This window comes from Scardovia inopinata JCM 12537 (genome assembly GCF_001042695.1).
In the GTDB taxonomy this organism is placed as follows: Bacteria; Actinomycetota; Actinomycetes; order Actinomycetales; family Bifidobacteriaceae; genus Scardovia; species Scardovia inopinata.
Map to the genome: position 1 here is coordinate 379316 of NZ_AP012334.1, position 24785 is coordinate 404100.

Annotated in this window: 17 protein-coding genes; 16 read left to right on the forward strand and 1 reads right to left on the reverse strand. The window is 50.5% G+C overall.

Annotated elements, in window-relative coordinates; all coding sequences use genetic code 11:
* Nucleotides 1–27: 27 nt before the first annotated feature.
* The 4 genes from SCIP_RS01495 (at nucleotide 28) to SCIP_RS01510 (ending at nucleotide 6817) form a co-directional block, all read left to right on the forward strand.
* The gene (locus tag SCIP_RS01495) at nucleotides 28–1857 is read left to right on the forward strand and encodes a ribonuclease J (RefSeq protein WP_040590439.1); all 1830 of its coding nucleotides are present in this window, start codon (nucleotides 28–30) and stop codon (nucleotides 1855–1857) included.
* Nucleotides 1858–2016: 159 nt separating this feature from the next.
* Nucleotides 2017–4638: an aminopeptidase N gene (gene pepN / locus SCIP_RS01500; protein ID WP_006292748.1), complete on the forward strand. Its 2622-nt coding sequence runs from the start codon at nucleotides 2017–2019 to the stop codon at nucleotides 4636–4638.
* Nucleotides 4639–4688: 50 nt separating this feature from the next.
* The gene (gene glmM, locus SCIP_RS01505) at nucleotides 4689–6101 is read left to right on the forward strand and encodes a phosphoglucosamine mutase (protein ID WP_006292749.1); all 1413 of its coding nucleotides are present in this window, start codon (nucleotides 4689–4691) and stop codon (nucleotides 6099–6101) included.
* Between the two features lie 23 nt (nucleotides 6102–6124).
* Complete coding sequence (locus SCIP_RS01510; RefSeq protein WP_006292750.1) at nucleotides 6125–6817, forward strand: peptide deformylase; 693 nt, start codon at nucleotides 6125–6127, stop codon at nucleotides 6815–6817.
* Between the two features lie 66 nt (nucleotides 6818–6883).
* Here SCIP_RS01510 and SCIP_RS01515 read toward each other — a convergent pair whose 3' ends face one another.
* Entirely contained in the window at nucleotides 6884–8878 is a 1995-nt protein-coding gene (locus tag SCIP_RS01515; protein ID WP_006292751.1) for an aryl-sulfate sulfotransferase, read from the reverse strand.
* Between the two features lie 98 nt (nucleotides 8879–8976).
* On the opposite strand from SCIP_RS01515, the gene SCIP_RS01520 reads away from it, so the two are divergent.
* From SCIP_RS01520 to SCIP_RS01575, 12 genes are all read left to right on the forward strand, one after another.
* Nucleotides 8977–10311, forward strand: a complete 1335-nt coding sequence (locus SCIP_RS01520) for a glutamate-cysteine ligase family protein (protein ID WP_006292752.1) — start codon at nucleotides 8977–8979, stop codon at nucleotides 10309–10311.
* Between the two features lie 224 nt (nucleotides 10312–10535).
* Nucleotides 10536–11615, forward strand: a complete 1080-nt coding sequence (locus tag SCIP_RS01525) for an ATP-binding protein (protein ID WP_006292753.1) — start codon at nucleotides 10536–10538, stop codon at nucleotides 11613–11615.
* A gap of 152 nt (nucleotides 11616–11767) precedes the next feature.
* Nucleotides 11768–13201, forward strand: coding sequence for a glycine--tRNA ligase (locus tag SCIP_RS01530; protein WP_040590442.1), 1434 nt, complete (start codon nucleotides 11768–11770; stop codon nucleotides 13199–13201).
* A gap of 81 nt (nucleotides 13202–13282) precedes the next feature.
* Complete coding sequence (gene dusB, locus SCIP_RS01535) at nucleotides 13283–14455, forward strand: tRNA dihydrouridine synthase DusB (RefSeq protein WP_231287953.1); 1173 nt, start codon at nucleotides 13283–13285, stop codon at nucleotides 14453–14455.
* A 163-nt stretch (nucleotides 14456–14618) separates the two neighbouring features.
* Complete coding sequence (gene ftsZ / locus SCIP_RS01540; RefSeq protein ID WP_006292756.1) at nucleotides 14619–15950, forward strand: cell division protein FtsZ; 1332 nt, start codon at nucleotides 14619–14621, stop codon at nucleotides 15948–15950.
* A gap of 67 nt (nucleotides 15951–16017) precedes the next feature.
* Entirely contained in the window at nucleotides 16018–16494 is a 477-nt protein-coding gene (locus SCIP_RS01545; protein ID WP_006292757.1) for a cell division protein SepF, read from the forward strand.
* A gap of 32 nt (nucleotides 16495–16526) precedes the next feature.
* Nucleotides 16527–16811, forward strand: coding sequence for a YggT family protein (locus SCIP_RS01550; RefSeq protein WP_006292758.1), 285 nt, complete (start codon nucleotides 16527–16529; stop codon nucleotides 16809–16811).
* Between the two features lie 94 nt (nucleotides 16812–16905).
* Nucleotides 16906–18363 (forward strand): DivIVA domain-containing protein, encoded by a 1458-nt coding sequence (locus SCIP_RS01555; RefSeq protein WP_006292759.1) that lies wholly within the window; start codon nucleotides 16906–16908, stop codon nucleotides 18361–18363.
* Nucleotides 18364–18405: 42 nt separating this feature from the next.
* Nucleotides 18406–18933 (forward strand): signal peptidase II, encoded by a 528-nt coding sequence (locus SCIP_RS01560; RefSeq protein ID WP_048349315.1) that lies wholly within the window; start codon nucleotides 18406–18408, stop codon nucleotides 18931–18933.
* Nucleotides 18926–19861: an RluA family pseudouridine synthase gene (locus tag SCIP_RS01565; protein ID WP_006292761.1), complete on the forward strand. Its 936-nt coding sequence runs from the start codon at nucleotides 18926–18928 to the stop codon at nucleotides 19859–19861. Before SCIP_RS01560 ends, SCIP_RS01565 begins: the two co-directional genes overlap by 8 nt.
* A 42-nt stretch (nucleotides 19862–19903) precedes the next feature.
* Nucleotides 19904–23467, forward strand: a complete 3564-nt coding sequence (gene dnaE, locus SCIP_RS01570; RefSeq protein ID WP_006292762.1) for a DNA polymerase III subunit alpha — start codon at nucleotides 19904–19906, stop codon at nucleotides 23465–23467.
* 48 nt (nucleotides 23468–23515) lie between these two features.
* Nucleotides 23516–24646: a glycoside hydrolase family 5 protein gene (locus SCIP_RS01575; protein ID WP_040590445.1), complete on the forward strand. Its 1131-nt coding sequence runs from the start codon at nucleotides 23516–23518 to the stop codon at nucleotides 24644–24646.
* Nucleotides 24647–24785 lie beyond the last annotated feature (139 nt).

Consider the following 24785-nt stretch of genomic DNA (forward strand, 5'->3'; position numbering starts at 1 on the left):
TGTTAAGGATAATAAAGACTGATAATAATGGAACAAACAGCAAGACGTACAAGCAAGAAGTCCTCTACTTCTGCCGGCCGTTCCCGTAAGGGGAATGGCCGTTCCCATGGTGGCCGCAAAACGGCCCCAGCTGCTGCACAGACAGTGGCCCAAGAGGGTAAACTCGTAGCTCCTCCCAAGTATCACAAGGGATCCATGAGGATTGTTCCCCTAGGAGGTCTGGGCGAAATTGGCCGTAATATGAACGTTATTGAGTACAACGGTCACATCCTTCTGATTGACTGCGGTGTTCTTTTCCCGGAAGAAGAGCAGCCGGGGGTTGATTTAATCCTCCCCGATTTCTCCTATATCCGCAGCCGGCTTGATAAGGTCGAGGCTCTGGTCTTAACCCACGGTCATGAGGATCATATTGGAGCTGTTCCATATTTGTTGCGGGAGAGGCCGGATATTCCCCTGATTGGTTCTAAGCTGACTTTAGCTTTTGTGGAAGCAAAGTGCCGGGAACATCATATTGATCCCATTATGAATCCGGTTCAGGGCAGGGACAAAATGAAAGTCGGCCCCTTTAACCTGGAATTTATTACCGTTACCCACTCCATTCCTGATGCCCTGGCTGTGTCAGTGAAAACTCCGGCGGGTCACATTATTGATACCGGAGATATGAAGCTGGATCAGCTTCCTCTGGATCATAAAATCACTGACCTCAGAGAATTCGCCCGCCTGGGTGAGCAGGGGGTAGACCTCCTGATGGCAGATTCTACCAACGCCGAGGTCCCCGGTTTTGTCAAGCCGGAAACAACCATTGGCCCCGCCTTGGATAAGGCCTTTGCTGAAGCTAAGCGCAAAATTATTGTTGCCAGCTTCTCCAGCCATGTTCATCGGGTTCAGCAGGTGGTGGATGCAGCTCATAAGTATGGCCGCAAGGTGGTTTTTGTAGGCAGGTCCATGGTTCGCAACATGGGAATTGCTGCTGATCTGGGTTATCTGCATCTTCCCGAGAACACTGTAGTGGATCTGAAGGAAGCCCGCGATATCCAGGATGACAAGCTGGTTTATATGTGCACTGGTTCCCAGGGAGAGCCTATGGCAGCCCTGGGCCGCATTGCCGATGGAAATCATCAGGATATCACCATTCATGAGTTTGATACGGTGATTTTGGCCAGCTCCCTGATCCCCGGCAATGAGCACGAGGTTTACAAGGTCATCAACAAGCTGGCCAGGCTGGGAGCCCGGGTGGTCAACCGGGATAATGCCGCTATTCATGTGTCCGGTCACAGCAATGAGGGCGAGCTCCTTTACTTCTACAACATTGTTCAGCCCAAGGCAGCCATGCCGATTCATGGTGAAAACAGGCACCTGATTGCCAATGGCCTGATTGCCGTTAAAACTGGGGTAGACCCTGCCAATGTGGTCCTTGCTGAAGATGGAGATGTGGTGGATCTCTATCACGGTCAGGCTGCCATTGTAGGCTCTGTTCCCTGCGGATATGTTTATGTGGATGGAACGTCCGTAGGTGAAATCACCGAGGATGAGTTGGAAAAGCGCCGGATTCTCAGTGAGGAAGGCTTCGTATCCAGCTTTGTGGTGGTTGACAGCAGTAAGAATGAGGTGGTGTCCGGGCCCAAGATATTCCTTAATGCCGTTGCTGAGGCTGAAAGCGACTTTGCTGAAGTCCAAGTTCAGATTGTTCGCGATCTGGAAAACGCTATGCTGGAAGGAACTAAAGATTCTTATCAGCTTCAGCAGAGAATGCGCAGAACCTTGGGCAGCTGGATTGGCCGCAAGCTCAGACGCCGCCGCCCCATGATTGTTCCGGTTGTTGCCGACCTGGCAACAGACGTAGCTCCCCAGGTTTGAGAGCAGCTCATAATTCGCTGGGGAAAAATCGCTGAAAACCACTGAAAATTGCTGAAAATGCACCTTTTGTATACCATGCAGATATAAGCACAATAAAAGAAAATCAGGAACATAGCCAAATCGTTACCGTCATATGTTCCACAAAATAATGGAGGTACAATGCCGGGAGCTAATCTTACCCGCCAGGAAGCAGCTGACCGCAAGGCCGTAATAGGGCAGACCCACTATCAGGTTCATCTTGATCTGACTGGGAATATTCCTTCGCATGCATCAGCTGATAAGGGAGACCAGAATAATTTCCTGTCAGTCAGCACCGTTACTTTTGATGCCCAGTCTGGTTCATCCACTTACCTGGATTTGATTGCCAACAAGGTTGTGTCAGTCACGATCAATGACAATCAGGTAGATCCTGCCCAGGTCTATTCTGATTCTCGGGTTCAGCTGGACAACCTGCAGGAGCATAATACTGTTACCGTTGAGGCACTCTGCCAGTATTCGCACACGGGCGAAGGCCTGCATCGCAGTCTGGATCCTTCAGACGGCAACATTTACCTCTACTTTCAGTTTGAGGTTCCAGATGCCCGCAGGGTCTATGCTGTCTTTGATCAGCCCGATATCAAGGCTGTTTTTGATTTCAGCCTGTCCGCTCCCAAAGATTGGGTTGTCATTTCTAATCAACCGACTGCTGAGCAGCCTCAGGTCCAGGCCGATGATGAGGAAGTCCGGATATGGAAGTTTAAGCCTACTCCTGTGATGTCTTCCTACTTAACTGCTTTCTGTGCCGGTCCCTATGCCCAGTGGACCAGCAGCCACACCCTGGCTTCCGGCCGTCAGGTTCCTCTGGGGATTTATACCCGTCAGGCCTTGAAGGATGCTGCTTCCGCCGATGTGGACTATCTTTTTGACATCACAGCCAAAGGGATGGATTTTTACAATCAGACCTGGGGCGTTGAATATCCGTATGAGAAATACGATCAGGTATTTGTTCCTGAATATAATGCCGGAGCCATGGAAAATATTGGCTGCGTGACTATCCGCGACTCTTATATTTATGAATCCAAGACAACTGACGCCAACAAGGAGCGCCGGGTTGTCACGGTTTTGCATGAGCTCGCCCACATGTGGTTTGGTGATTTGGTCACGATGAAGTGGTGGAACGATTTGTGGCTGAATGAATCCTTCGCTGAGTTTACCTCTACTCTGGCAACAGCTGAGGTAACAGAATGGAAAGATGCCTGGGCTACCTTCTGCTCAGGAGAAAAGAGCTGGGGTCAGGCTGAAGATGAAAAGCCTACCACTCATCCTATTGTTGCCCCTATCAACGATCTGAACGACACCTACGTCAATTTTGATGGCATCACATATGCGAAGGGCGCTTCTGTTCTCAAGCAGCTGGTTGCCTATGTGGGCCGTGAACGGTTCTTCCAGGGCATTCACAACTACCTGGAGAAGAATAAGTATGGTAATGCTACTCTGGATGGCCTCCTGTCTGAATTGGAAGCCACTTCCGGTCGGGATATGAAGACCTGGTCTTCCCTCTGGCTGGAACAATCAGGCATTAACACTATAGCTGCTGATGTGCAGGAGGGCGAAGATGGAACAATTTCTAACCTGGTCTTGAAACAGACAGCGCCTGCAGAGCACCCGGTTATGCGTCCTCACCGTTTGGCTGTTGGTTTTTATTCCAGTGATGAAAATGGGAAGGTTGTCCGCACTGACTCCTTCGAGCTGGATGTTGACGGGGAAAACACCGTGGTGGAAGAGGCCAGGGGCAAGGCACGCCCTGACTTCATTCTGATAAATGATAATGATCTGACCTATACCAAGATTCGCTTGGATAGCAAGTCTCTGGCTTTTGCCTTGGAGAATTTAGATCACTTTGTCGATCCTTTGGCCCGAGCCATCACTTGGCTGAGCCTGTGGGATATGACCCGGAGTGCAGAGCTTCCGGCTGAGTCCTTTATTGAGACGTCTCTGAAGGCACTGGCAACAGAAGAGGAGTCGACCACCTTCCGTTATGCTCTCGGTCAGGTTCAGACCAGCGCCAATCTGTATGTAGCTCCCAGCCGCAGGCAGACTGTAATTAATCATATCTCTGATACGCTCTGGCACCTGGCTCAGTCAGCTGCTCCCGGGTCTGATGAGCAGTATCAGCTTCTGACTGCTTACCTGCACTATGGAGTTGGATCTGAGTATGCCCGCCGGACTGCGGGTCTGCTGGATGGCAGCGTGGTTTTGCCGGGGCTTGATATGGATAATAACCTTCGCTGGGTTGTCACTATTGACCGGGCCAGGGCTGGGGTCATTGGAAATGCTGAGATTGATGCCGAACTTGCCAAGAGGGAAACTACGGAAAACCGGGAATTCTCTTATATGGCCAAGGCGTCTATTCCTACTACTGATGCCAAACAGTGGGCTTTTGATCAGGCTCTGCACAATAATAACCTGACTAATTCTCAAATTGAGGCAGTAGCTAACGGCTTTAGTTCCAACAACAGACCCGAGCTTTTTGCCGGCTATGTGGCCCGCTTCTTCGACATGATTGATTGGATTTGGAAGAATAAGACCTTCCATATGAGTGAAACCCTCTTGGGATCCCTGAGCGGCTATGGTCTGTACCCTGTTTACGCTAAAGCAGCAGACCTGGTTGAAGCCGGGCAAGCCTGGCTGGATTCCCACCCGGATGCTGACAAGGCTCTGCGCCACTTGATTCAGGCTAACGTGGATTCATCTCAGCGTACTCTGCGCGTTCAGAATTATAACGCCAGTCTGCAGAAATAAGCTGACATAAACTGAAAACAGAAACAAGCAGCAATAGGTAAGGAGAACATATGCCGCGTCTTTTTGGAACTGATGGTGCTCGAGGCTTAGCCAATGATTTTCTGACCCCGAAGCTGGCCTTGGATATGGGTGACGCAGCGGCCAGAGTGCTGGGCAGCACAGCTGACCATCAGGAAGAGAATCGTTCCTCATCTGATACATCTGATAGGCATGGCCGTCGCAGGGCTCTGGTAGGCAGAGATACCCGTGTGTCCGGCGACTTCCTGGCAGCTGCCCTGTCAGCAGGTATGAGTTCAGCTGGATTCGACGTGCTGGATGTGGGGATTATTCCTACTCCTGGTGTTGCCTACCTGACTTCTGTTTTGAACGTAGAGATGGGAGCTGTTATCTCTGCTTCCCATAATCCCATGCCTGACAATGGAATTAAATTCTTTGCCCGCGGTGGTTTTAAGCTGCCTGATGCTAAAGAAGATGAGATTGAAGCCATTATGGGCACTGACTGGGATCATCCAACCGGGGTCGGAGTCGGCAGGATTTCTCATGATACGGTGACTGCAACCACCATGTACATCGATCATCTGGTCAGCTCCATAGCCCCGGTAGGACCTGACAATGGCCGTCCCCAGCCCTTAAAAGGTCTCCGCCTGGTAATGGACTGCGCAAATGGAGCAACCTCAGTTGTGGCTCCAGAGGCCCTGCGTCAGGCCGGGGCTGATGTGGTGGTCATTAATGCATCCCCGGATGGTTATAACATCAATGATCATGCTGGATCCACTCATCCGGAACAGTTGCAGGCTATGGTCAAGGCCTCAGACGCCCAGATGGGGGTTGCCTTTGATGGTGATGCTGACCGCTGCCTGGCTGTGGATGAAGACGGGAACATGGTAAACGGGGACCAGATTATGGGTATTCTGGCTCGGGCCTACAAGCGTGAAGGCAAGCTGAAGAATGACACCCTGGTCATCACTGTTATGAGCAATCTGGGTCTCATCCTGGCTTTGAAAGATATGGGAATTAAAACCGTACAGACAGGCGTGGGAGACCGTTATGTTCTGGAGGAAATGCTCAAGGGCGATTACACTCTGGGAGGAGAACAGTCAGGCCATGTGATTAATCGGGAATTCGCCACAACAGGGGACGGTACTTTGACTGCCCTCCGTCTCTGCTACGAAGTTGTTCAGTCCGGCCGCAGCCTTAAGCAGCTGGCTGCCGATTTCCCCCAGCTGCCTCAACAGCTGATTAATGTTCCTCATGTTGATAAGCTTGCGGTCGGCACTGATCCTACGGTTCAGGCAGCTGTCAAGCGGGAAGAAAAGGTCCTGGGAGATACGGGCCGGGTGCTTCTGCGTGCTTCTGGCACTGAGCCCCTGGTCAGGGTTATGGTAGAGGCGACTACCCAGGAACAGGCCAATCAGGTGTGCCGCCGCTTGGCTGATGTAGTGGCTTCTCAACTGGCTCTGTAAACCAGCTCTAAGGAGATTCTCAGATGGCATGGGACGAAAAAAATTTTGATTCTCACCTGGATGCTGAGGTGAGGGAACTCCTCTCTCAGGTTGATGGAGATGGCACCTTGCCTATAGTCCAGATGGGAGAGCCGGTTTTGCGGCTGAAAACAGTTGCCTACTGTGGCCAGCTTAAGCCCAAAACTCTGGAGCAGCTGAAAAAAGTAATGCGCAGGACCATGCTAAATGCTCCCGGCGTTGGGCTGGCGGGTCCTCAGATTGGACTCGGCCTTTCCTTAGCTGTGGTGGAAGATCATATTCGTGATCTGTCCGATGATGAGCAGGCAGAGGCGGATGAAGCGGCTGCCAGTGCAGATCCCCGGGGTATTGCCGACTTCCCTTTCCACATTATTATCAATCCCTGGTATGAACCTATGGATGATGCGAGTGCCAGCTTTTTTGAAGGCTGTCTGTCTTTTGACGGATATCAGGCTGTTCGCAAGCGGTGGCTCAACATTAAGGCCCACTGGTTTGATGAAGATGCGGTAGAGCATGAGGCTGAACTGCATCAGTGGCCCGCCCGTATTTTTCAGCATGAGACTGATCATCTCAAGGGTGAAGTCTACATCGACAAAGCAGAAATTCGCAGCTTGACCTCCTACGATAATCTGGATGAGTACTGGGCTTATGATCCAGTTCCCCAGGAAGCTTCCAAAGTTCTGGGGTTTAAGATCTGATACAGAGATTTTCGGGTTTTCTGACTGTCATGCTTTTGACTCGTTAGCCTTCAGACTTGTTAGCCTTCAGCCTTCGTGCAGATCAAAATAGAAATTGTTACCGGTGAAGAAAGTAACTTCACCGGTCATTTTTATATCTCCACCAGCTGTAAACCGCTGCAGGAGTCTGCCCCTGGAATCATACAGACCCCAGGTCTTCTGCTGGGCAGAGTTCATGAGAATAACCAGCGGACCACTGGAGTCACTTACTGTGCTGGAAACTGTGCCTGTGTTGGAGGATGCCCGCTGGGCCGTATCGAGTGTAATAATCTGAGCGTTAGAGTAGAGGGGGGAGTAGGGAACAGAAAAGCGCATGATTTGGCTGTAGGTTTTTGCTTTCTCGCTAACCCGGTAGAGGGTGAAGTACGATCTGTATTTGCTGAAATTCCCCTTTGAAGCCGTAGAGACACCAGGAACAGTTTCAGCCCAATCCAGGTCTGGAATTGTGGGGCTGTAACCATAATTGTTGTTGAACATGCCTACCAGATGGTCAGAGTTGGACAGAGATTTGATTTTTTTATCTGCCGAGGCTGCGCTTGTATTCTGATTGCTGATCCATGCCTTGGCCCATCCGTCATCCATCTGAAAGACGCTGTGTTGTCCGGCATGAGAGCTGAAAGATCCGTCCCGGGAATAGACAAAATCGGCGTAGGTAGTGGTGTCCCATATCTGATGAGGGCCGAGAAGGTAGAGCAGATGAGCCGAATTGTCTTTCTGCCCCTTTCCCAGAGAAATTTTCATAATGGTCGATGTTTCCCGCGAACTGACCAGCAAAGATCCGCCTGGAATATACTGGATGGAATTGAGCTCCAGCCACGACCACAGGTTCTCGGAAGCAGAAGTGGAATTTTTGCTGCTGCCGTCGGAAAGAGAGTATGACCGCGCATTCTTGCGGTAGTCTTTCAAGAGAGTGCTGAAATTTATATATTCCCTGCTTACCCCTGTAACCGGATTAATTTTCAGGATCAGATTGTTGGTGTCCGCTTGGGATTTATCTGAAGCGATTACCAGGATGTTGCCCTGATTGTCGAAATCAAAATCATTATTGATCTGGTACGTACTGGGAGTAGTCGAAATAGACACTAGTTTCCCCAGATTGTTCATAGCGCATACCTGGGTGTAATCGCTGACAAAGTAAAGGAGACCATTTCGTATTTTCAGGGATGTTCCATGATTGTTGGGCATAGGAAGTTCAGCTCTGAGCACGCCCGAGGAATCGTAGAGATAGGTATAATTTCTCGCATTGACCCCGGTTCCTGATACAAAATACAGGCCTTGATCTAGCTGTCCTGACAGGGATTTCGATTCTGCCGTCATTCTGCGGGTGACTGTGGTGGACAGGCGGCTGGGCTCTGTTCCCCACAGATTTCCCATGATTTGGGTGTAGGTGTGGGTTTCTCTGTGCCCATCTTCGTAAGAAATGGTAAAGGTAATCAGATTCTTTGTCGCCGGTATCAGCCCAATAATGCTGAATTCATGACTGGTCTGGTAGCTTTGATTTTGATGGACTGCCCGGGTAAAGGTAGGGTAGGATTTGTCATCAGGAGTGCTGATGGAATAGGTCACTGCTGCTGGAGAACTGGTAGTGAAATAGGCATAGAGGGACATAGTGTTGGTCCCGTAAGGATTGTCCATGAGCAGCATTTTGTCCGGACTATAGGCTTTTGCCTTCTTTTTCTTGTCAATTTTTTTCTGGGCTGAATCCTGATAATCCGTACTGTAGATTTGCTTGATTTTGTCGGCAAGAACAGTGGTGGTTTGCAGGTTGTTTTTAGCCTGGTAATACAGGCGGGTAGTCCAGATTCCCAGGCAGGCCAGGAGGGCAATGATGACAAGGATAATGACCCACTTGGCTCTTGTGTGGCGGGGACTGTTGGCAATCAGCTCTTTTTGACGGGCGCGCACGCTCTGGGCCCGGGCAAATGCCTGATTAGTTCCCCTGGCCCTGGTTCCGCGGTCGGGAGCAACAACTACTGTGCTCCTCTTCTTGCCTGCTGATGGTTTTTTGTCTTTTGTGGTCATAAACTACCTCTTCCTGCCATTCTATCGGGTATCCAGGCCGGGATAAACGGTGTCCTGCTTTTTCTGTTCTCGTTTCTGCTTCCCGCTACACTGAGACTATGGTTATCAATGACTTCGAATTTTGGCATCAAGACAGGCAGGTTAATCCTCGGCATCTGGAATCGATTCTTGACTTTCATAGGTCTGGAATCAAAAGCAGTCCAGGTTATCAGCCAGCTTTTGGAGTGGAGATAGAACATCTGACAGTTCGGACAAAGGATAATTCCCTGTCAGCTCCGGCAGGCCAGGCTGTGACCTATGGGGAAGAGCATGGCATGAAGGATGTTTTGCATGATCTGCGGCCGCTTTTTGATCCTGACAGAGAGTTCTGGGACAAGGAATCTTTACTGGGTTTGGGCCGGCCGGGGGGAACGCTTTCTCTGGAACCGGGGGGACAGTTGGAATTTTCTTTGGATCCGGTTCATACCTCCCAGGAATTGGCAGATCTGTATAGGATTTTCCGGGCGGATGTGGATCCTGTCCTGGCCAGACATGGAATCCGCCTGATTACTTATGGCTATCAGCCAGTCAGTAAGGCGCGAGATATAGAAATTATTCCTGAGCGCCGATATGACTGTATGAACCGGTTCTTTGGCCGTATCTCCAGTTTTGGTTGGAATATGATGAGAGCTTCGGCTTCTACTCAGATCAGTATCGATTATGCAAGTCAGGCTGATGCTGTGACTAAGATGCGGGTTGCGACTGCTGTCGATCCCATTCTGGGATTCTTTTTCAGGAATTCTCCTTATTTTGAGGGGAAGAAAAATCCCTACCCACTGCTGAGACAACATTTGTGGGGGCAGCTGGACCAGAACAGGACAGGAATTACACCTGGCTTGTATGATGATGATTTTGGCTTTGAGCAGGCTGCCTATAATGTGTTGGCTTCTCCCTTAATGGTGGCAGACCTGACTCATACCCCGGATGCTGACTGTCCTCATGACAGCCAGGTCTTCATGGCTTCTTTTGCCAATGCCGCTGATATTTACCCCGACCGCCCGCTTAATAAGTATGAAATTACTCATATTATTTCAACTCATTTCAACGATGTGCGCCTGAAGAATTTCCTGGAACTGAGGCATTGGGATTCTCTCCCCATCGGTCGGGTAGCCCATCTGGTCGACCTGGTTCAGGGGCTTTTCTATAACCCATCTAAGCTTGCTGATTGCTCCAGGTATTTTTCCGGCCTGTCCCGGCTGGATGTGGAAGAGGCCAAGCTGAATATGCAGGTCTATGGAAGACAGTCTCATCCCTATGGCCGTCCCCTTGATTTTTGGTGGGAATTCCTGGGCTGCAAGCAGGTTATGGGCCCCTACGATCCTGATAGTCCTTTGCCCTCTGCAACCTGTGCAATCCCAGGCGACAGCCTTCATCCTGATATTTTTCAGGAGTAAGGACAGGATTTTTAGTCAATTGGGATTCAACTGAAATCCTTTACTTTTTCTATTACGAGAAAGTGGTAAAATTACCAATTTCTCGTAATAGAAAGAATGGCTAAATTGCAATGATTATAAATACTGTGCTATGCTCTATTACGGGAAACTGGTAAAATTACCATTTTCTCGTAATAGATTTTTTAATAGGAATATGGACGAATTATCGGTGCAGGAATGACTACCTGCGTGACCCCCATACTCTCTATAATTTTATCCGCAGCGAAATTAAGGATTCAGACCAGTATTATGTTTTCCTGGATGAAATTCAGTTTGTTGATCGTTTCCCTGAAGTCCTGAATAGTTTACTGCGCTTGAATAATGTCGATATTTATGTTACCGGGAGCAACTCGAAATTTCTGTCTTCTGACATGGTGACTGAGTTCAGAGGCAGGGGAGACGAAATACGTGTCTATCCTTTGTCTTTTTCCGAGTATTTATCTGCTTTCAAAGGGTCAGAGGAAGATGCTTTTAATGACTATATGATTTATGGGGGATTGCCCAGAATTCTTTCTTTCCCCGGCGATGATAGGAAAGCTGCCTATCTGTCTGCTCTTTTTGCTGAGACCTACCTGAAGGATATTATTGAGCACAACCATATTCGCAACACTTCTGAGCTGGAAGATCTGGTTAACGTTTTGGCATCTTCGGTTGGCTCTTTAACAAATCCTGCCAAATTACAACGAACTTTCCGCACCAGGCTGCACAGCGATATTAGTGACAAGACCATTAAGACTTATCTTGATTACCTGGAAGACTCTTTTCTTATAGAATCCGCTTCACGCTATGACATTAAGGGGAAACACTATATTGGATCTCCTCTCAAATATTATTTTGTTGATCCTGGCCTGCGCAATGCCCGCTTAGGTTTTAGGCAGATCGAGGAGACTCATCTTATGGAAAATATTATTTTTACTGAGCTCAAGAGGCGAAGCTTTTCGGTTGATGTAGGGGTGGTGGATATTCGTGAATTATCAGCCGGAGACAAGGAAAAGGAAGGCTACCAATCAAAATATGAACGTAAACGGTTGGAGATTGATTTTATAGCAACCAAAGGCAGTAAAAAATATTATATTCAATCTGCTTTTGTTATTCCCGACAGGGCAAAACGGCAACAGGAAATAAAACCTTTACTGAAGATTGATGATTCTTTTAAAAAAATTATCATTGTGGGAACGTATACAAAACCTGTCAGAGACAGCAATGGAATACTTACCATGGGAATCAGGCAGTTCTTAAAGGATCCTGATAGCCTCGATATATAGCATTATGACTCTTTTCCTTCTGACCCGCAGCACATCCTCAGAAGTGACATGGCCCTTATATCGGGGGCCTTGGCTATCTTGGTAATGTTTGATAATCAGCCTTGCCGGGCGAAGACCAGGAATCTTGCCTGCAGGATGTTAGGAGATCAGTCGTGTCTGTATCAAAGCTTGAAGCTGTTACCCAATTGGCTAAGCGCCGTGGTTTTGTATTCCCGGCAGGTGAGATTTACGGTGGAACCAGGTCTGCTTGGGATTACGGTCCTTTGGGAGTCGCTCTGAAAGATAATATCAAGCATGAATGGTGGAGATCCATGGTCACCACCAGGGGAGATGTGGTCGGTGTTGATACATCGGTTATCCTTCCCAGCCAGGTGTGGGTTGCTTCCGGACATGTGACTGTTTTCAACGATCCTTTAGTGGAGTGCCTGAACTGCCATAAGCGTTTCCGGGCAGATCATCTGGAGGAGCATTTCGAGGCCAAACATGGGCGGAAGCCTGAGGGAATGAGTGACATTCCCTGCCCTGATTGCGGAACAGTGGGAAAGTGGACCGAACCCCGTGACTTCAATATGATGCTCAGAACCCATCTGGGTCCGGTAGAAGATGAGAATTCTCTGCATTATCTGCGTCCTGAAACAGCCCAGGGAATTTTCGTTGATTTTGCTGAAGTCCTCACTACTTCTCGGCAGAAACCTCCTTTTGGCATTGCCAATATGGGCAAATCCTTCCGCAATGAGATTACTCCCGGCAACTTTATTTTTCGCACCCGCGAATTCGAGCAGATGGAGATGGAGTTCTTTGTCAAGCCCGGGGAGGATGAAGACTGGCATCAGTATTGGATTGATGCCCGCCGCCAGTGGTATGTAGATCTGGGAGTCAACCCCGATAATCTGCGCCTGTACGAGCATCCCAAGGAAAAACTGTCTCACTACTCCAAGCGAACGGTTGATATTGAATATAAATTTGGTTTCCAGGGATCTGACTGGGGAGAGCTGGAAGGCATTGCCAACCGGACAGATTATGATCTCAGTGCTCATTCCCGGCATTCAGGCAAAGACTTGAGTTATTTTGATCAGGCCAGCGGTGAACGGTATACTCCTTACGTAATTGAGCCCGCTGCCGGTTTGACCAGGTCCCTGATGGCTTTTTTGGTGGATGCGTATGATGTGGATGAAGCCCCTAACACTAAGGGGGGCGTGGATACCCGAACAGTGTTACGGCTTGATCCCCGCCTGGCCCCGGTGAAAGCAGCAGTACTGCCCCTGTCGAAGAAACCCCAGTTGCAGACCATAGCTCACAATCTTGCTGATGAGCTGCGTGAGGATGATTGGGATGTGGACTATGACGAGGCCGGTGCCATTGGCCGCCGGTATCGCCGTCAGGATGAAATTGGCACCCCCTTGTGTGTGACCGTTGATTTCGATACTCTGGATGACCAGGCGGTTACCATTAGAGAGAGGGATACTATGAAGCAGGACCGTGTTGCCCTGGATCAGGTTGCCTCTTATGTAGGCTCTTTTATCAAAGATAAACGCAATACTTACCCCCGTACCCCCCAGGCAGCTCGTGCTGCCAGCCAGGCCTAGTGCTGCTCCTGCTCGTGCTTATATTTATATCAATCAATAGTATATGTATACAAATATGTGTATACAGGTAAACTTCTAGCCATGATGAACCAGGACCATCACACTCCCATCCTGTCCGGTTTTATGCTGGGCAATCACCGGGTAACCACCCCGGTTATTCTTTCGCCAATGGCTGGAGTAACCAACTGGCCTTTTAGGGTCTTGTGCGAAGATTATGGCCCCGATGGTCTCTATGTGGCTGAGATGATCACCGCCCGGGCTCTGGTTGCTGGGAATCCCAAGGCTTTCCGTCTGACCCGCTTTGCTCCTTCAGAAAAATTTCGTTCTTTGCAGCTCTATGGGGTAAATCCAGCTATTGTTCAGCAGGCTGCTGCCATGATAGTGGATGGCAACCTGGCCGACCACCTGGATCTCAACTTTGGCTGCCCTGTTCCCAAGGTAACTAGGCGGGGAGGAGGGTCGGCCCTCCCCTGGAAGACTGATCTCCTGCAGGACATTATTCATCGAGTAGTTGCAGTCTGCCAGCCGGCAGGAATTCCGGTGACTGCCAAAATCCGTACAGGTATTGATGATGATCACAGCACCATGAGGGAGGCAGCTACGATCATAGAGGGGGAAGGATGTGCCTGTGTGACTCTCCATGCCAGGACAACGGCCCAGTATTACGGGGGTCATTCTGACTGGAGCAAGATTGCCGAGTTGAAACAGCTGGTATCTATTCCTGTGATTGGCAACGGGGACATCTGGTCAGCCGAAGATGCCCTTGCCATGGTTGAGCAGACAGGCTGTGATGGGGTAGCAGTGGGTCGTGGCTGTCAGGGCCGGCCCTGGCTCTTTGCTGACCTGAAGAATGCCTTCGCCGGCAGTTGCCAGCGGGTCAGTCCTTCCCTGGGCCAGGTATGCCAAGTCATCATGCGTCATGCCCGCCTTCTGGTTGATTTTTATGATGGAGATGAAACCATGGCGGTTCATGATCTGCGCAAGCATATTGCTTGGTATCTGAAGGGTTTCCCCGTGGGAGGCCATACCAGGGCTGCCTTCATGTCTTGCCAGAATTTGGCTGATCTTCAGCGGCAGCTGGATGCTTTAGACCCCCAGATCCCCTTCCCTGATGCCCTATCAGACAAGCCTCGGGGCCGGACCCGCTATGCGAAAAAAGTTCATCTGCCCTATGGATGGCTGGATTCGCGGAGGCTAAACAATCAGGAAAGACAAAGTCTTTATGAAAGTGATGTTGAAGACGCTTCCTACTGATTTTCCTTTGATATTCTGGACACCTTCCCTTCTTACCCCTGTTTCACGTTCCAGACACACAAATTTCACAAAATGTCTATATTTTTTGCAAGTATCATAGGTGTAATTACTTTTTTGCGTTACAGTTGTGTATAGCATGAAAATGCATAACGACAGGAGCGATATGACCGACCTCGACCCGAACGAAGAGATAAACAGCAAGACAATCATTAAGGTTGTTGGCGTTGGTGGCGGCGGCGGCAATGCTGTGAACCGCATGATTGACGAAGGTATCGCCGGCGTCGAATTCGTAGCAGTCAACACCGATATGAAGGATCTAAACAAAAGTGACGCCGATGTCCGCATTGCACTGACAGATTCTTCCAGCCGCGGACTGGGGGCCGGAGCTGATCCCGAGCGGGGGGCTAAAGCTGCCCAGGATCATCAAAGTGAAATTGAGCAGGTCCTTAAAGGGGCCGATATGGTTTTCGTCACAGCAGGCGAAGGGGGCGGCACCGGAACGGGAGCCAGCCCCATTGTGGCCAGGGCGGCCCGCCAGCAAGGAGCTGTAACTATTGGCGTGGTTACCAAGCCTTTCAGCTTTGAAGGCGGCCGCCGAGCTGCTTCAGCTGAAGACGGCATTGAAAAGTTGCGCAAAGAAGTTGATGCCCTGATTGTTATTCCCAATGATCGTCTGCGGAACATGGATATTAAGGGAATGAATATCCGGGAAGTTTTCCAGATGGCAGATACCTCCCTTATGTCGGGAGTCCGCTGCATTACCGACCTGATTTCCAGCACCAATCCCACCATTAACGTAGATTTTCAGGATGTCAGCTCTGTTTTGCAAAACGCCGGAACTGCCATGTTTGGTATTGGCCGGGCCAGGGGTGAGGATAGGGCCGTTCAAGCAGCAGAAATCGCTGTCAATTCTCCTCTGCTCGATACCCCCATCGATGGAGCGACCAGTCTCCTGGTCAATATTGCTGGCCCTACAGACATGGGCTTTGAAGAGTTCACCCAGGCATCCGATCTGGTTAACCGCTATGCTGCCAAGGGAGCCAACATCATCATCGGTCTGGTGAATGATGACGCTTACGGGGATGAAGTTGTCGTATCTGTAATAGCTACTGGTTTTGATGGCAATGCTCGCCGGCAGGATTCTGACGAATCGGTGGTTTCGGGCAAACTGATTGCCGACCAGACTCAGGACCAGGAGGCTGCGCAAGCAGCAGAAGAGGCCGCTGCTGACAGCACCTCGGAGCAGGCAGTAGTGACCCGGCAGAACGGATCTGCCGGAAGACAGGAGGCATCTGATGCCACCGGTCAAAGCCGCCGGGTTTCCCAGGAGGAGCAGGGCCCGGAGACTTCCCCCTCCCCCCAGGTTCAGCCTTCACAGCAACAGCAACCTCAGGTACAGCCTGCCCAGTCCCAGCCGACCCGCCAGTCCGTGCAGCCGGAGATTCCGCCGGCAGATCCCGATGACGGACTGATTATTCCTGACTTCCTGCGCTAAGGGAAAGCCTCTATGCAGAAGAAGCCCGACTGACAGCTGAGACAAAACTTTAAGATAAGGAGTTACCATGGCGAATCCATTTAAGGGGGCTATGTCATTCTTCGGATTGTCTAGTACAGATGAGGAAGACCAGGACATCGAGGAATATGACGATTCCTCTTCCCAGTCGTCCACTTTCGACGATGATGAAGCCGTAGCTCCTCAGCCTGCTTTCACTTCTGCGAGTCTTTCAGCAGCATCACCATCCTCAGCTCCGGTGAGGTCACGCATGAACAGAATTACTACCATTCATCCTAAGTCTTATGAAGAAGCCCAGCTGGTTGGCAGAGCTATCCGGGACGGAGTTCCTGTTGTTCTTAATCTGACTGGAGTTCCTGAGGCGACTGCTTATAGGATTGTTGATTTTTCTGCTGGCGTTGTTTTTGGGGTACGCGGATCCATCGAGAGGGTAACTCCCCGCGTTTTCCTCCTTTCTCCCGCCCAGGTCAACATCAAAGTAGAACAGTCAGCTCCTGAAAATTCAGCTGCCGGCCTTTTCGACTAAATCAGGCTTGAGGTGATATATAATAGGCTACTATGCTTCTGGTAACCGTTATCTTAAGAATCCTGCGGATTTTCCTGTCTGCTTTCCTCTTTATTCTCACAGTCCGGATGATTCTGGACTGGGTAGCTCTTTTAACCCGCTGGCAGCCAGGCAAAATCATGTATCCCCTGGTCAATGCTGTGTATACGGTGACTGAGCCTCCTCTACGCCTGATGAGAAAGATTATTCCTCCTTTGAGGATGGGATTAGTGGCTCTGGATCTGGGATTCATGGTCCTGTACTTTGCAGTCTCTTTTTTGATTGCGATTCTTCCTTGAGCCCTTCGTGAACCCTTGAAAGCGTTGTTTTACCGCAACTGTGCTACCATGAGTAGCGGCAGTGTTTACCGAACGATTACAAATCGGAGATATTATGGCACTTTTGACACCTGGCGATATTCGCCATAAGCAGATCCCGCTTGCCGGCCGCTTCCAGCAGGGATACAACCTCAATGAGGTTGATGATTTCCTGGAGGAATGTGCTCAGACTGTTGATGAGTTAGGCAAGCAGTATGCAAACCAGACGCAGTCTTTAGGCCCAGATATTGCGACCTTGAATACCAAGGTCTCTCAGCTGACAAGTGAAAACACAAAGCTCCGTAACGAGCTTAGTTCCGCTCAGGAACAGATTCAGCAGGCTTCTGCCAAAGCTGGAGAAAACGCATCTGCCAAGGAAGATCTGGACGCAGCCAATGAAAAGGTGAAGGCCCTTACTTCCCAGGCCGATCAGGCCAAAATCCAGATGGATACCATAAATCAGCAGAACGAACAGCTTAAGTCTCAGGTGGATCAGCTCAATGAGCAGCTGAACCAGCTGACTGCTCAGGCTGCTCAGGGTGATTCTGCTTCTGAAGCCCTGCAGCAGCAGTTGACCGGTTTGCGCAACGAGCGTGATGAGTATCTGAATCGGGGTGAAAAACTGACCCAGGAACTGCAGAATTCCGAGCTGGCCCTGCAGGAAACCAAGGAAAAGCTGGCCGATGCTGAAAAGCAGGCCCAAGAATCACAGTCTCAGGTTCAGGACCTTCGCGCTGAACTGGAAAAAGTCCAGGGTGAGCTGACCGCTTCGTCTCAGCGCGAGGAAACCCTCCGCCAGCAGGTGGCTGCTAATGAGCCCAGTACAGAGACCGGAAGTCTGGAGAAGATTGCCAGTGCGGGCGGGGATGAGCGCAAGACCACGTCTGAGAAGGCAGCCCAAATGCTTGCTATGGCCATGGAGCTGCATGACAAGTATGTGAACAAGGGCAAAGATGAGGCAGCCCAGCTGGTCAGCGATGGCCAGGCTCAGCACGATAAAAAAGTGCAGGAAGCTGATGCCTATTCTGAGCAGACTCGCACCGAGGCCGACCAGTATTCCAAGCAGGTCCATGATTCTGCTGATGCCTACTCGGCACAAACTCGGAATGAGGCAGATAAGTATTCCAAGGAAGCTCACGACTCTGCTGACGCCTATTCTGCTAAAACCCGCAACGATGCTGACAACTATTCTTCCGTTACCCGCAGTGAAGCAGACGAATACAGCCGTCAGAAGAAGGCAGAAGGCGAATCCTACGCCGACCAGGTAAGGACAAATGCTGATGCCTATAGCAGCAAAACCCGGGAAGATGCTGACACTTACTCCCGTCAGGTCAAGGATAAGCTCTATGCAGATTCCAAGGTTATTGAGGGCAATATTGACAACCTCAAGCAGTTTGAGTCTGATTACCGCGGCCGCCTGACTACCTTCCTTAAACAGTTGACAGATCAGATCAACAACACTGTAACCTTACCCGGTGCTCAGCAGGGACAGGGCCAGAATGGATCTGGCAACGGTCAGAGCAACCAGCAGTAAAGTCTCAGGTAAGTTTGCATTAATTATTAGGTGTTTGAACCCGTGAAAGAGACGAAAAATAGACGGTTATATGGCTCTTGGGGCTGTATAGCCGTCTTTGTATCTGTATCAGTTGCTGGTCTGATTATCGACCAGCTCACCAAGGCTGTGGCTCTAAAATATCTGTCGGATGGGAGGAGAATCCCTGTTCTGGATGGGGCTATATTTTTGCAGCTTTACCGAAATTCCGGCGCTTCCCTGGGCTTCGCATCCGCAGCAACGTCAGCAATAGCGATCCTGGCCCTCCTTGCCTGTGCAGCCCTGGTTGTGGCTGCTATCCGGACTGACTCTCCTTGGTGGTCCCTGGCTCTGGGCCTGGCATTTGCCGGGGCAGACGGAAATCTGATTGACCGTCTGATCTATTCCACCGGCTTCATGAATGGGAAAGTGGTAGACTTCATTGATTATGGCTGGTCCATTGGCAACGTGGCCGATGTGTTCCTTACCCTTGCCGCTCTTGTCTTTGTGGTCCTCATTGTCAGCGGCCATCCTCTGCGTACACCCCCTGCAGAAAGTGCCCGCCATGAATAAGGTAACCATGGTCCCGGAGGATCTGGTTGGTGTCCGCTTTGATCTTGCTGTTTCCCGAATGATGGGTCTGTCCCGCTCAAAGGCGGCCAATCTGATTGATCAGGGGCAGATTTCCCTGATCGGTCGCTGCGGCCTGAAGTCTGAGAAGTTGCAGTCAGGAGATTCCATTCGGGTTAGTCTGACTACAAGTGAGAAGGCCCCAGAACCCATTGACTACGACATGGGAATTGTCTATGAAGATGGTGATCTGGTTGTGGTAGACAAACCTGTGGGCATGGCAGCCCACCAGTCGGTGGGATGGACCGGATCCACCGTTTTGGGCAGTTTGAAAGCCAGGGGAGTGCATATTACTGATTACGGTCCCCAGGGCCGACAGGGGATTGTTTCCCGTCTGGATGTGGGCACCAGCGGTCTTATGCTAGTTTGTAAGTCGCAGATGGCTTATAAAGAGATGAGGCGGCAATTTTCCCAGCATGAAGTTAAAAAAACCTATTATGCCCTGGCCCAGGGCAATCTGAAAGAGGACAAGGCTACGGTTGATGCTCCAATTGGCAGGGATTCAGCTGCTGACTTTCGCTTTACTATCACTCCTGCAGGCAAACCGGCTATCACTCATTGGGATGTGATAGAACGTTTCGGTCAGGCTACGTATATCAGCGTCAATCTGGAGACTGGACGGACTCATCAGATTCGGGTCCATATGTCTTCCTTGGGGCATCCTTTGGTAGGAGACAGCATGTACGGGGCTAATCCGGTTCTGGCTGAGCAGCTGGGCCTGTCCCGGCAGTGGCTGCACTCCATGAAGTTGGATTTCCGCCATCCCCGTACTCACTGCCCGGTCCATCTGGAATCCACCCTGCCAACAGATTTAGCTACAGCTTTGGAGACACTCCGTCTGAGGACGGCAAAGAGAGATAAGCAGGATTAGCTGAGAGACAACCGGACCAGGTGTGGCGTTAGATTGGAAGGCATGACTTCCTCCTCAGATTTTGTGCATCTGCATAATCATACTGATTATTCCACTCTGGACGGAGCTGTTCCCGTTAAAAAGCTGGTCCAGGTAGTTAAGGACCAGGGGCAGAAAGCAGTGGGCATTACCGATCACGGTAATATGCATGGTGCCTATGAACTATGGAGAACAGCAGTAGACCAGGGAATTAAACCTATTATTGGCATTGAAGCCTATATAACCCCTGGTACTGCCCGGGGGGATAAGACCAGGGTTCACTGGGGTACCAAGGAGCAGCATGCCGATGATGTTTCCGCTAATGGATCCTATACCCACATGACCTTGTGGGCTCAGAATGACCAAGGCCTGGTTAACCTGCTCAAGGCTTCGTCGGTTGCCAATCTGGAAGGACTGATGGGCCGCAATCCCCGAATGGACAGGGATGTGCTGAATACCTACCACCAGGGGATTATTGCTACAACTGGATGTCCCTCAGGAGCCGTCCAGACCCGTTTGCGTTTGGGGCAGTATGAGCAGGCTCTGCGGGAAGCCAGGGAACTGCAGGACATTTATGGAAAAGAAAACTTTTATGTGGAGATCATGGATCATGGCCTGACAATTGAAAAGCGGGTTATCAATGACCTCATCAGGATTGCTGACAATATAGGGGCTCCTCTGGTGGCTACAAACGATTCCCATTACGGTTTGGAGGAGGATGCTAAGGCTCAGGATGCCCTCCTGTGTATTAACTCCGGTTCCCGCCTGACTGACCCCAACCGTTTCCATTTTGATGGCAGTGGTTACTACATTAAGTCTGCCCAGCAAATGAGGGAATTGTTCAAGGACTTTCCCCAGGCCTGCGACAACACCCTGGAAATTGCAGAACGCTGCAATGTTATGTTTGATGATCATGAAGACGGAGCTTTCATGCCTGAGTTTGACTGCCCCCAGGGCTGGGATGCTACATCACTCTTTTTGCATGATGTAGAGCAGGGCCTGGAGCGCCGGTATCCGGACGGAGTTCCTGCCCAGGTTGCCCGTCAAGCTGACTATGAATGTGGCGTAATTTGCCAGATGCAGTTCTGCGGCTACTTTTTGGTGGTTGCTGACTATATCAACTGGGCAAAAACCCATGGGGTCATGGTCGGTCCCGGACGTGGTTCCGCAGCAGGAAGTATGGTTTCCTACGCTATGGGGATCACTGAGCTGGACCCGCTCAAGCATGGGCTTATTTTTGAGCGTTTTCTTAATCCTGAGCGAGTTTCCCTGCCAGATATTGATGTGGATTTCGATCCCGCAGGCCGTGAAAAAGTTCTTCAGTATGTTACCCACAAGTATGGGGCAGACAAGGTGGCCCAATGTGTCACTTATGGGACCATCAAAACTAAGCAGGCCCTAAAAGATTCAGCCCGCATTCTGGATTATGAATTCCAGATGGGGGAGACGATTACCAAAGCCCTCCCAGGTTCTGTGGGCGGCAAAGACATCAGTCTCCATGATATTTTTGATCCTCATGCCAAACGGTATGCGGAAGCTCAGGAATTCCGCGATCTGTATAATGATAATCCCGATGTTCAGAAAATCACCGAGGAAGCCAAGGGTATTGAAGGTCTGATCCGGCAGACTGGAGTGCATGCCTGTGCCACTATCATGGCTTCCCAGCCCATCGCCAACACCTCCCCCCTGCTCAAGCGCACTGATGGAACCATTACCACGACCTTTGAATATCATACATGTGAAACCTTAGGCCTCGTTAAAATGGATTTCCTGGGTTTGGCTAACTTGACAGTCATTAAAGAGACCTTGAACAACATTAAAGCCAACGGCAAACCGGCAGTAGATCTGGAGAAAATTCCCATTGATGATAAGCCTACATATGATCTGCTGTCTTCCGGCCATACCCTGGGCGTCTTCCAGCTGGATTCTGACGGCATGCAGAGCCTGCTCAAACAACTGAAGCCTGACAATTTCAACGATATTTCGGCTCTGATCGCCCTCTATAGGCCTGGTCCTATGGATGTGGATTCCCATAACAATTATGCCAAGCGCAAGAACGGACTTCAGGAGATAAAACCCATTCATCCTGAGTTGGAGAAGCCCTTGGCGTCTGTTCTGGACGAAACCTATGGCCTTATTGTCTATCAGGAGCAGGTTCAGTCTGCTGCCCGTATTTTAGCCGGATATTCCCTGGGCAGGGCAGACGTTTTGCGAAGGGCTATGGGAAAGAAGAAGCCCGAGGTTCTGGCTAAGGAAAAGGTGCCCTTCTTTGAAGGCATGAAAGAGCATGGATACTCGCAGGAAGCTGCCCAGGCAGTTTGGGATGTGCTGGTTCCTTTTGCCGGTTATGCTTTCAACAAGGCTCATTCTGCTGCTTATGGGCTGATTTCTTATTGGACCGCCTATCTGAAAACTCATTACCCGGTAGAATTTATGGCTGCCCTCCTTCAGGGTGAACGGACGAATAAAGACAAGACAGCCCTCTACCTGGGCGAATGCAGGCGAATGAATATTCAGGTCCTGCCTCCTGATGTGAATGAGTCTGTTTCTCACTACTCAGCTGTGGGCAACGACATCCGTTTTGGCCTGGGAGCCGTTCGCAACGTGGGAGACAAGATTGTTGACGCTATTGTACACGAGAGGGAAAAGAGCGGGGGCAAGGGGAAGTTCCTCAGTTTCCTGGACTGGATCAACCGGATGCCGGTGTCGGTTTTGAACAAGAGGACGGTGGAGTCCTTGATCAAGGGCGGAGCCTTTGACAGCATCGATCCCAATCGCCGAGCTCTTTTCACTATTCATGAGGCAGCCATTGATCAGGTGGTTCCACTCAAGCGGAAGGAAGCAGAAGGCCAGTTTGACCTTTTTGCCGATGCCGGTGACCCTTCATCATCTTCTGCCGATGCCTTGGGAGATGCCAATATCAGTGTTCCTCAGATTGATGAATGGGACAAGAAAACCAAACTCAATTTTGAGCGGGAAATGTTGGGGCTCTATGTGTCTGACCATCCTCTGAGCGGCTTAGCTTCTGTTTTGGCCAACCTGAGCGATATGTCCATTCCACAGCTTCTGAACAAGGCATCCACCATGCCTGACCGCAATCAGGTAACCATCGCCGCCCTTATTACCGCAGTTGATCGCAGGGTTTCCAAGCAGGGCAAGCCCTGGGCCATTGTTACCCTGGAGGATTTGGAAGGCAGCATTCAATGCCTTTTCTTTGGCAAGGCTTATACCAGCAACCAGGACAAGCTGGTGGTGGATACGGTCGTTCAGGTTAAGGGGAGTGTGTCTGTCCGTGATGACGGGGTCAGCATTTATGGCCGCGAGGTTGAGGTTCCTTCTGTGGACTCGGCAGACGTACAGCCGGTGCTGATCAGCCTGCCTGGCCGGGCCTTAGACCGGGGCCGGATGCAGAGCCTGTCTTCTATCCTGAGCCGGCACCCAGGCTACTGCGAAGTTCGCCTGATCATCAGCCAGCCGGGGAATAAGGTCAGCACCATCTATGTGGGAGATAAATTCCGGGTCGCCCGCGATACCTCTCTCTTTGGGGAAATCAAGTCTCTTTTTGGCCCCCGCTGTATTGAAAACTGAGAAGTGCTAAAGTGTCCATAAGATAGTCTTTACCTGGGAAGGGCGCATATGCAGCAGAAACGTTCTGGCAGCCCTGCTCCGGTTGATTCCATCGTTGGAGTCAACCTGGGCAACTGGCTGGTGCTGGAAAAGTGGATGGAGCCCGGACTTTTTGCCCATTCGAGCGGCAGTCAGGACGAATACACCCTGGCTCATACCCTCCCCAGCCACCAGTTGGCTCGCAGGCTTCAGGAGCACAGGCAGACTTATCTGACTGAGGAAGATTTTGCCTATATGGCCCGGCAGGGAATAAACATGGTTCGTTTGCCGGTTCCTCATTTTGTCTTTGGCGACTGCCCTCCTTTTATCGGCTGCATTGAGTATGTAGATAAGGCTTTTTCCTGGGCTGGCGAGCATAAGATGACAATTCTTCTGGATCTTCATACGGTCCCGGGCAGTCAGAACGGTTATGATTCCAGCGGCAGGATTGGGCCTGTTGCCTGGCATAAATCCGCCTCGCAGATATCGTTTGCCCTCTCGGTTTTGGAGCGTTTGGCCGACCGGTATGGGAATAATCCCGCCCTCTTTGGGATAGAAGTCCTCAATGAGCCCAAGCTCCCCCTGTCCTTTCTTGAGCGCTTCTACCTGACCGCTTACAGACGTCTGCGCCGCCGTCTGCCAGCCGATAAGGCCCTGGTTTTTCATGACGGGTTTAATCTGCTTGGCATGGCATGGATCTTTGCTCTCCATCCCCGTATGCGTTCCATGACCAACGTTTATCTGGATACTCATCTCTACTTAACTTTTGCTGAGCAGGGTCTGGAAAAAGCTTTTAGGCATACCCCTGACCGGCATCAACCCAGCCTGCGCAGGCGGAGGCTTTTTTATTCCTGGGGAATTCGTTTGGCCGGCGCCTTTATCCGCCTGGTTGATCACCGGGTTCCGGTGATTGTGGGGGAATGGTGCGCTGAAAGTTCCTTGGGAAAGCTGGGTCTGGATGATGAGTTTCAGGAGGCCAGGCAGGCAGATTTTACCCCTTATTTTACCACTTATATTGCTGATTTGCAGAAGAGTATTTTTAAGCGTCGCTTCTTTTGGAGCTATCAGCTGGAGAGGGATCCTGCTTTACGAGAAAAAATGAAGGGAACCTGGCGGAGTTTGTGGGATTGGCGTCTGTGCGCAGAAGAGGGAGTTGTCTGAGCCGTATCGGTTGCGGTTTCTGTCGAAGCAGGAGCCGTCCATCAGCAGACAGCTGGGTAAGCGGCCCCTGTCCGCATTATGGAAAATGCTTCCCCTCCTCTCATACCGACCTCTTTCTATAATTAAACGCATGCCCATT

What these genes read in the sequence shown, in the direction of transcription:
- dusB (WP_231287953.1), top strand. Translation starts at nt 13,283, where the DNA reads ATGATGAACCAGGACCATCACACTCCCATCCTGTCCGGTTTTATGCTG.
- SCIP_RS01495 (WP_040590439.1), top strand. Translation starts at nt 28, where the DNA reads ATGGAACAAACAGCAAGACGTACAAGCAAGAAGTCCTCTACTTCTGCC.
- glmM (WP_006292749.1), top strand. Translation starts at nt 4,689, where the DNA reads ATGCCGCGTCTTTTTGGAACTGATGGTGCTCGAGGCTTAGCCAATGAT.
- pepN (WP_006292748.1), top strand. Translation starts at nt 2,017, where the DNA reads ATGCCGGGAGCTAATCTTACCCGCCAGGAAGCAGCTGACCGCAAGGCC.
- SCIP_RS01545 (WP_006292757.1), top strand. Translation starts at nt 16,018, where the DNA reads ATGGCGAATCCATTTAAGGGGGCTATGTCATTCTTCGGATTGTCTAGT.
- SCIP_RS01555 (WP_006292759.1), top strand. Translation starts at nt 16,906, where the DNA reads ATGGCACTTTTGACACCTGGCGATATTCGCCATAAGCAGATCCCGCTT.
- SCIP_RS01510 (WP_006292750.1), top strand. Translation starts at nt 6,125, where the DNA reads ATGGCATGGGACGAAAAAAATTTTGATTCTCACCTGGATGCTGAGGTG.
- dnaE (WP_006292762.1), top strand. Translation starts at nt 19,904, where the DNA reads ATGACTTCCTCCTCAGATTTTGTGCATCTGCATAATCATACTGATTAT.
- SCIP_RS01520 (WP_006292752.1), top strand. Translation starts at nt 8,977, where the DNA reads ATGGTTATCAATGACTTCGAATTTTGGCATCAAGACAGGCAGGTTAAT.
- SCIP_RS01565 (WP_006292761.1), top strand. Translation starts at nt 18,926, where the DNA reads ATGAATAAGGTAACCATGGTCCCGGAGGATCTGGTTGGTGTCCGCTTT.
- SCIP_RS01515 (WP_006292751.1), bottom strand. Translation starts at nt 8,878, where the DNA reads ATGACCACAAAAGACAAAAAACCATCAGCAGGCAAGAAGAGGAGCACA.
- SCIP_RS01575 (WP_040590445.1), top strand. Translation starts at nt 23,516, where the DNA reads ATGCAGCAGAAACGTTCTGGCAGCCCTGCTCCGGTTGATTCCATCGTT.
- SCIP_RS01550 (WP_006292758.1), top strand. Translation starts at nt 16,527, where the DNA reads ATGCTTCTGGTAACCGTTATCTTAAGAATCCTGCGGATTTTCCTGTCT.
- ftsZ (WP_006292756.1), top strand. Translation starts at nt 14,619, where the DNA reads ATGACCGACCTCGACCCGAACGAAGAGATAAACAGCAAGACAATCATT.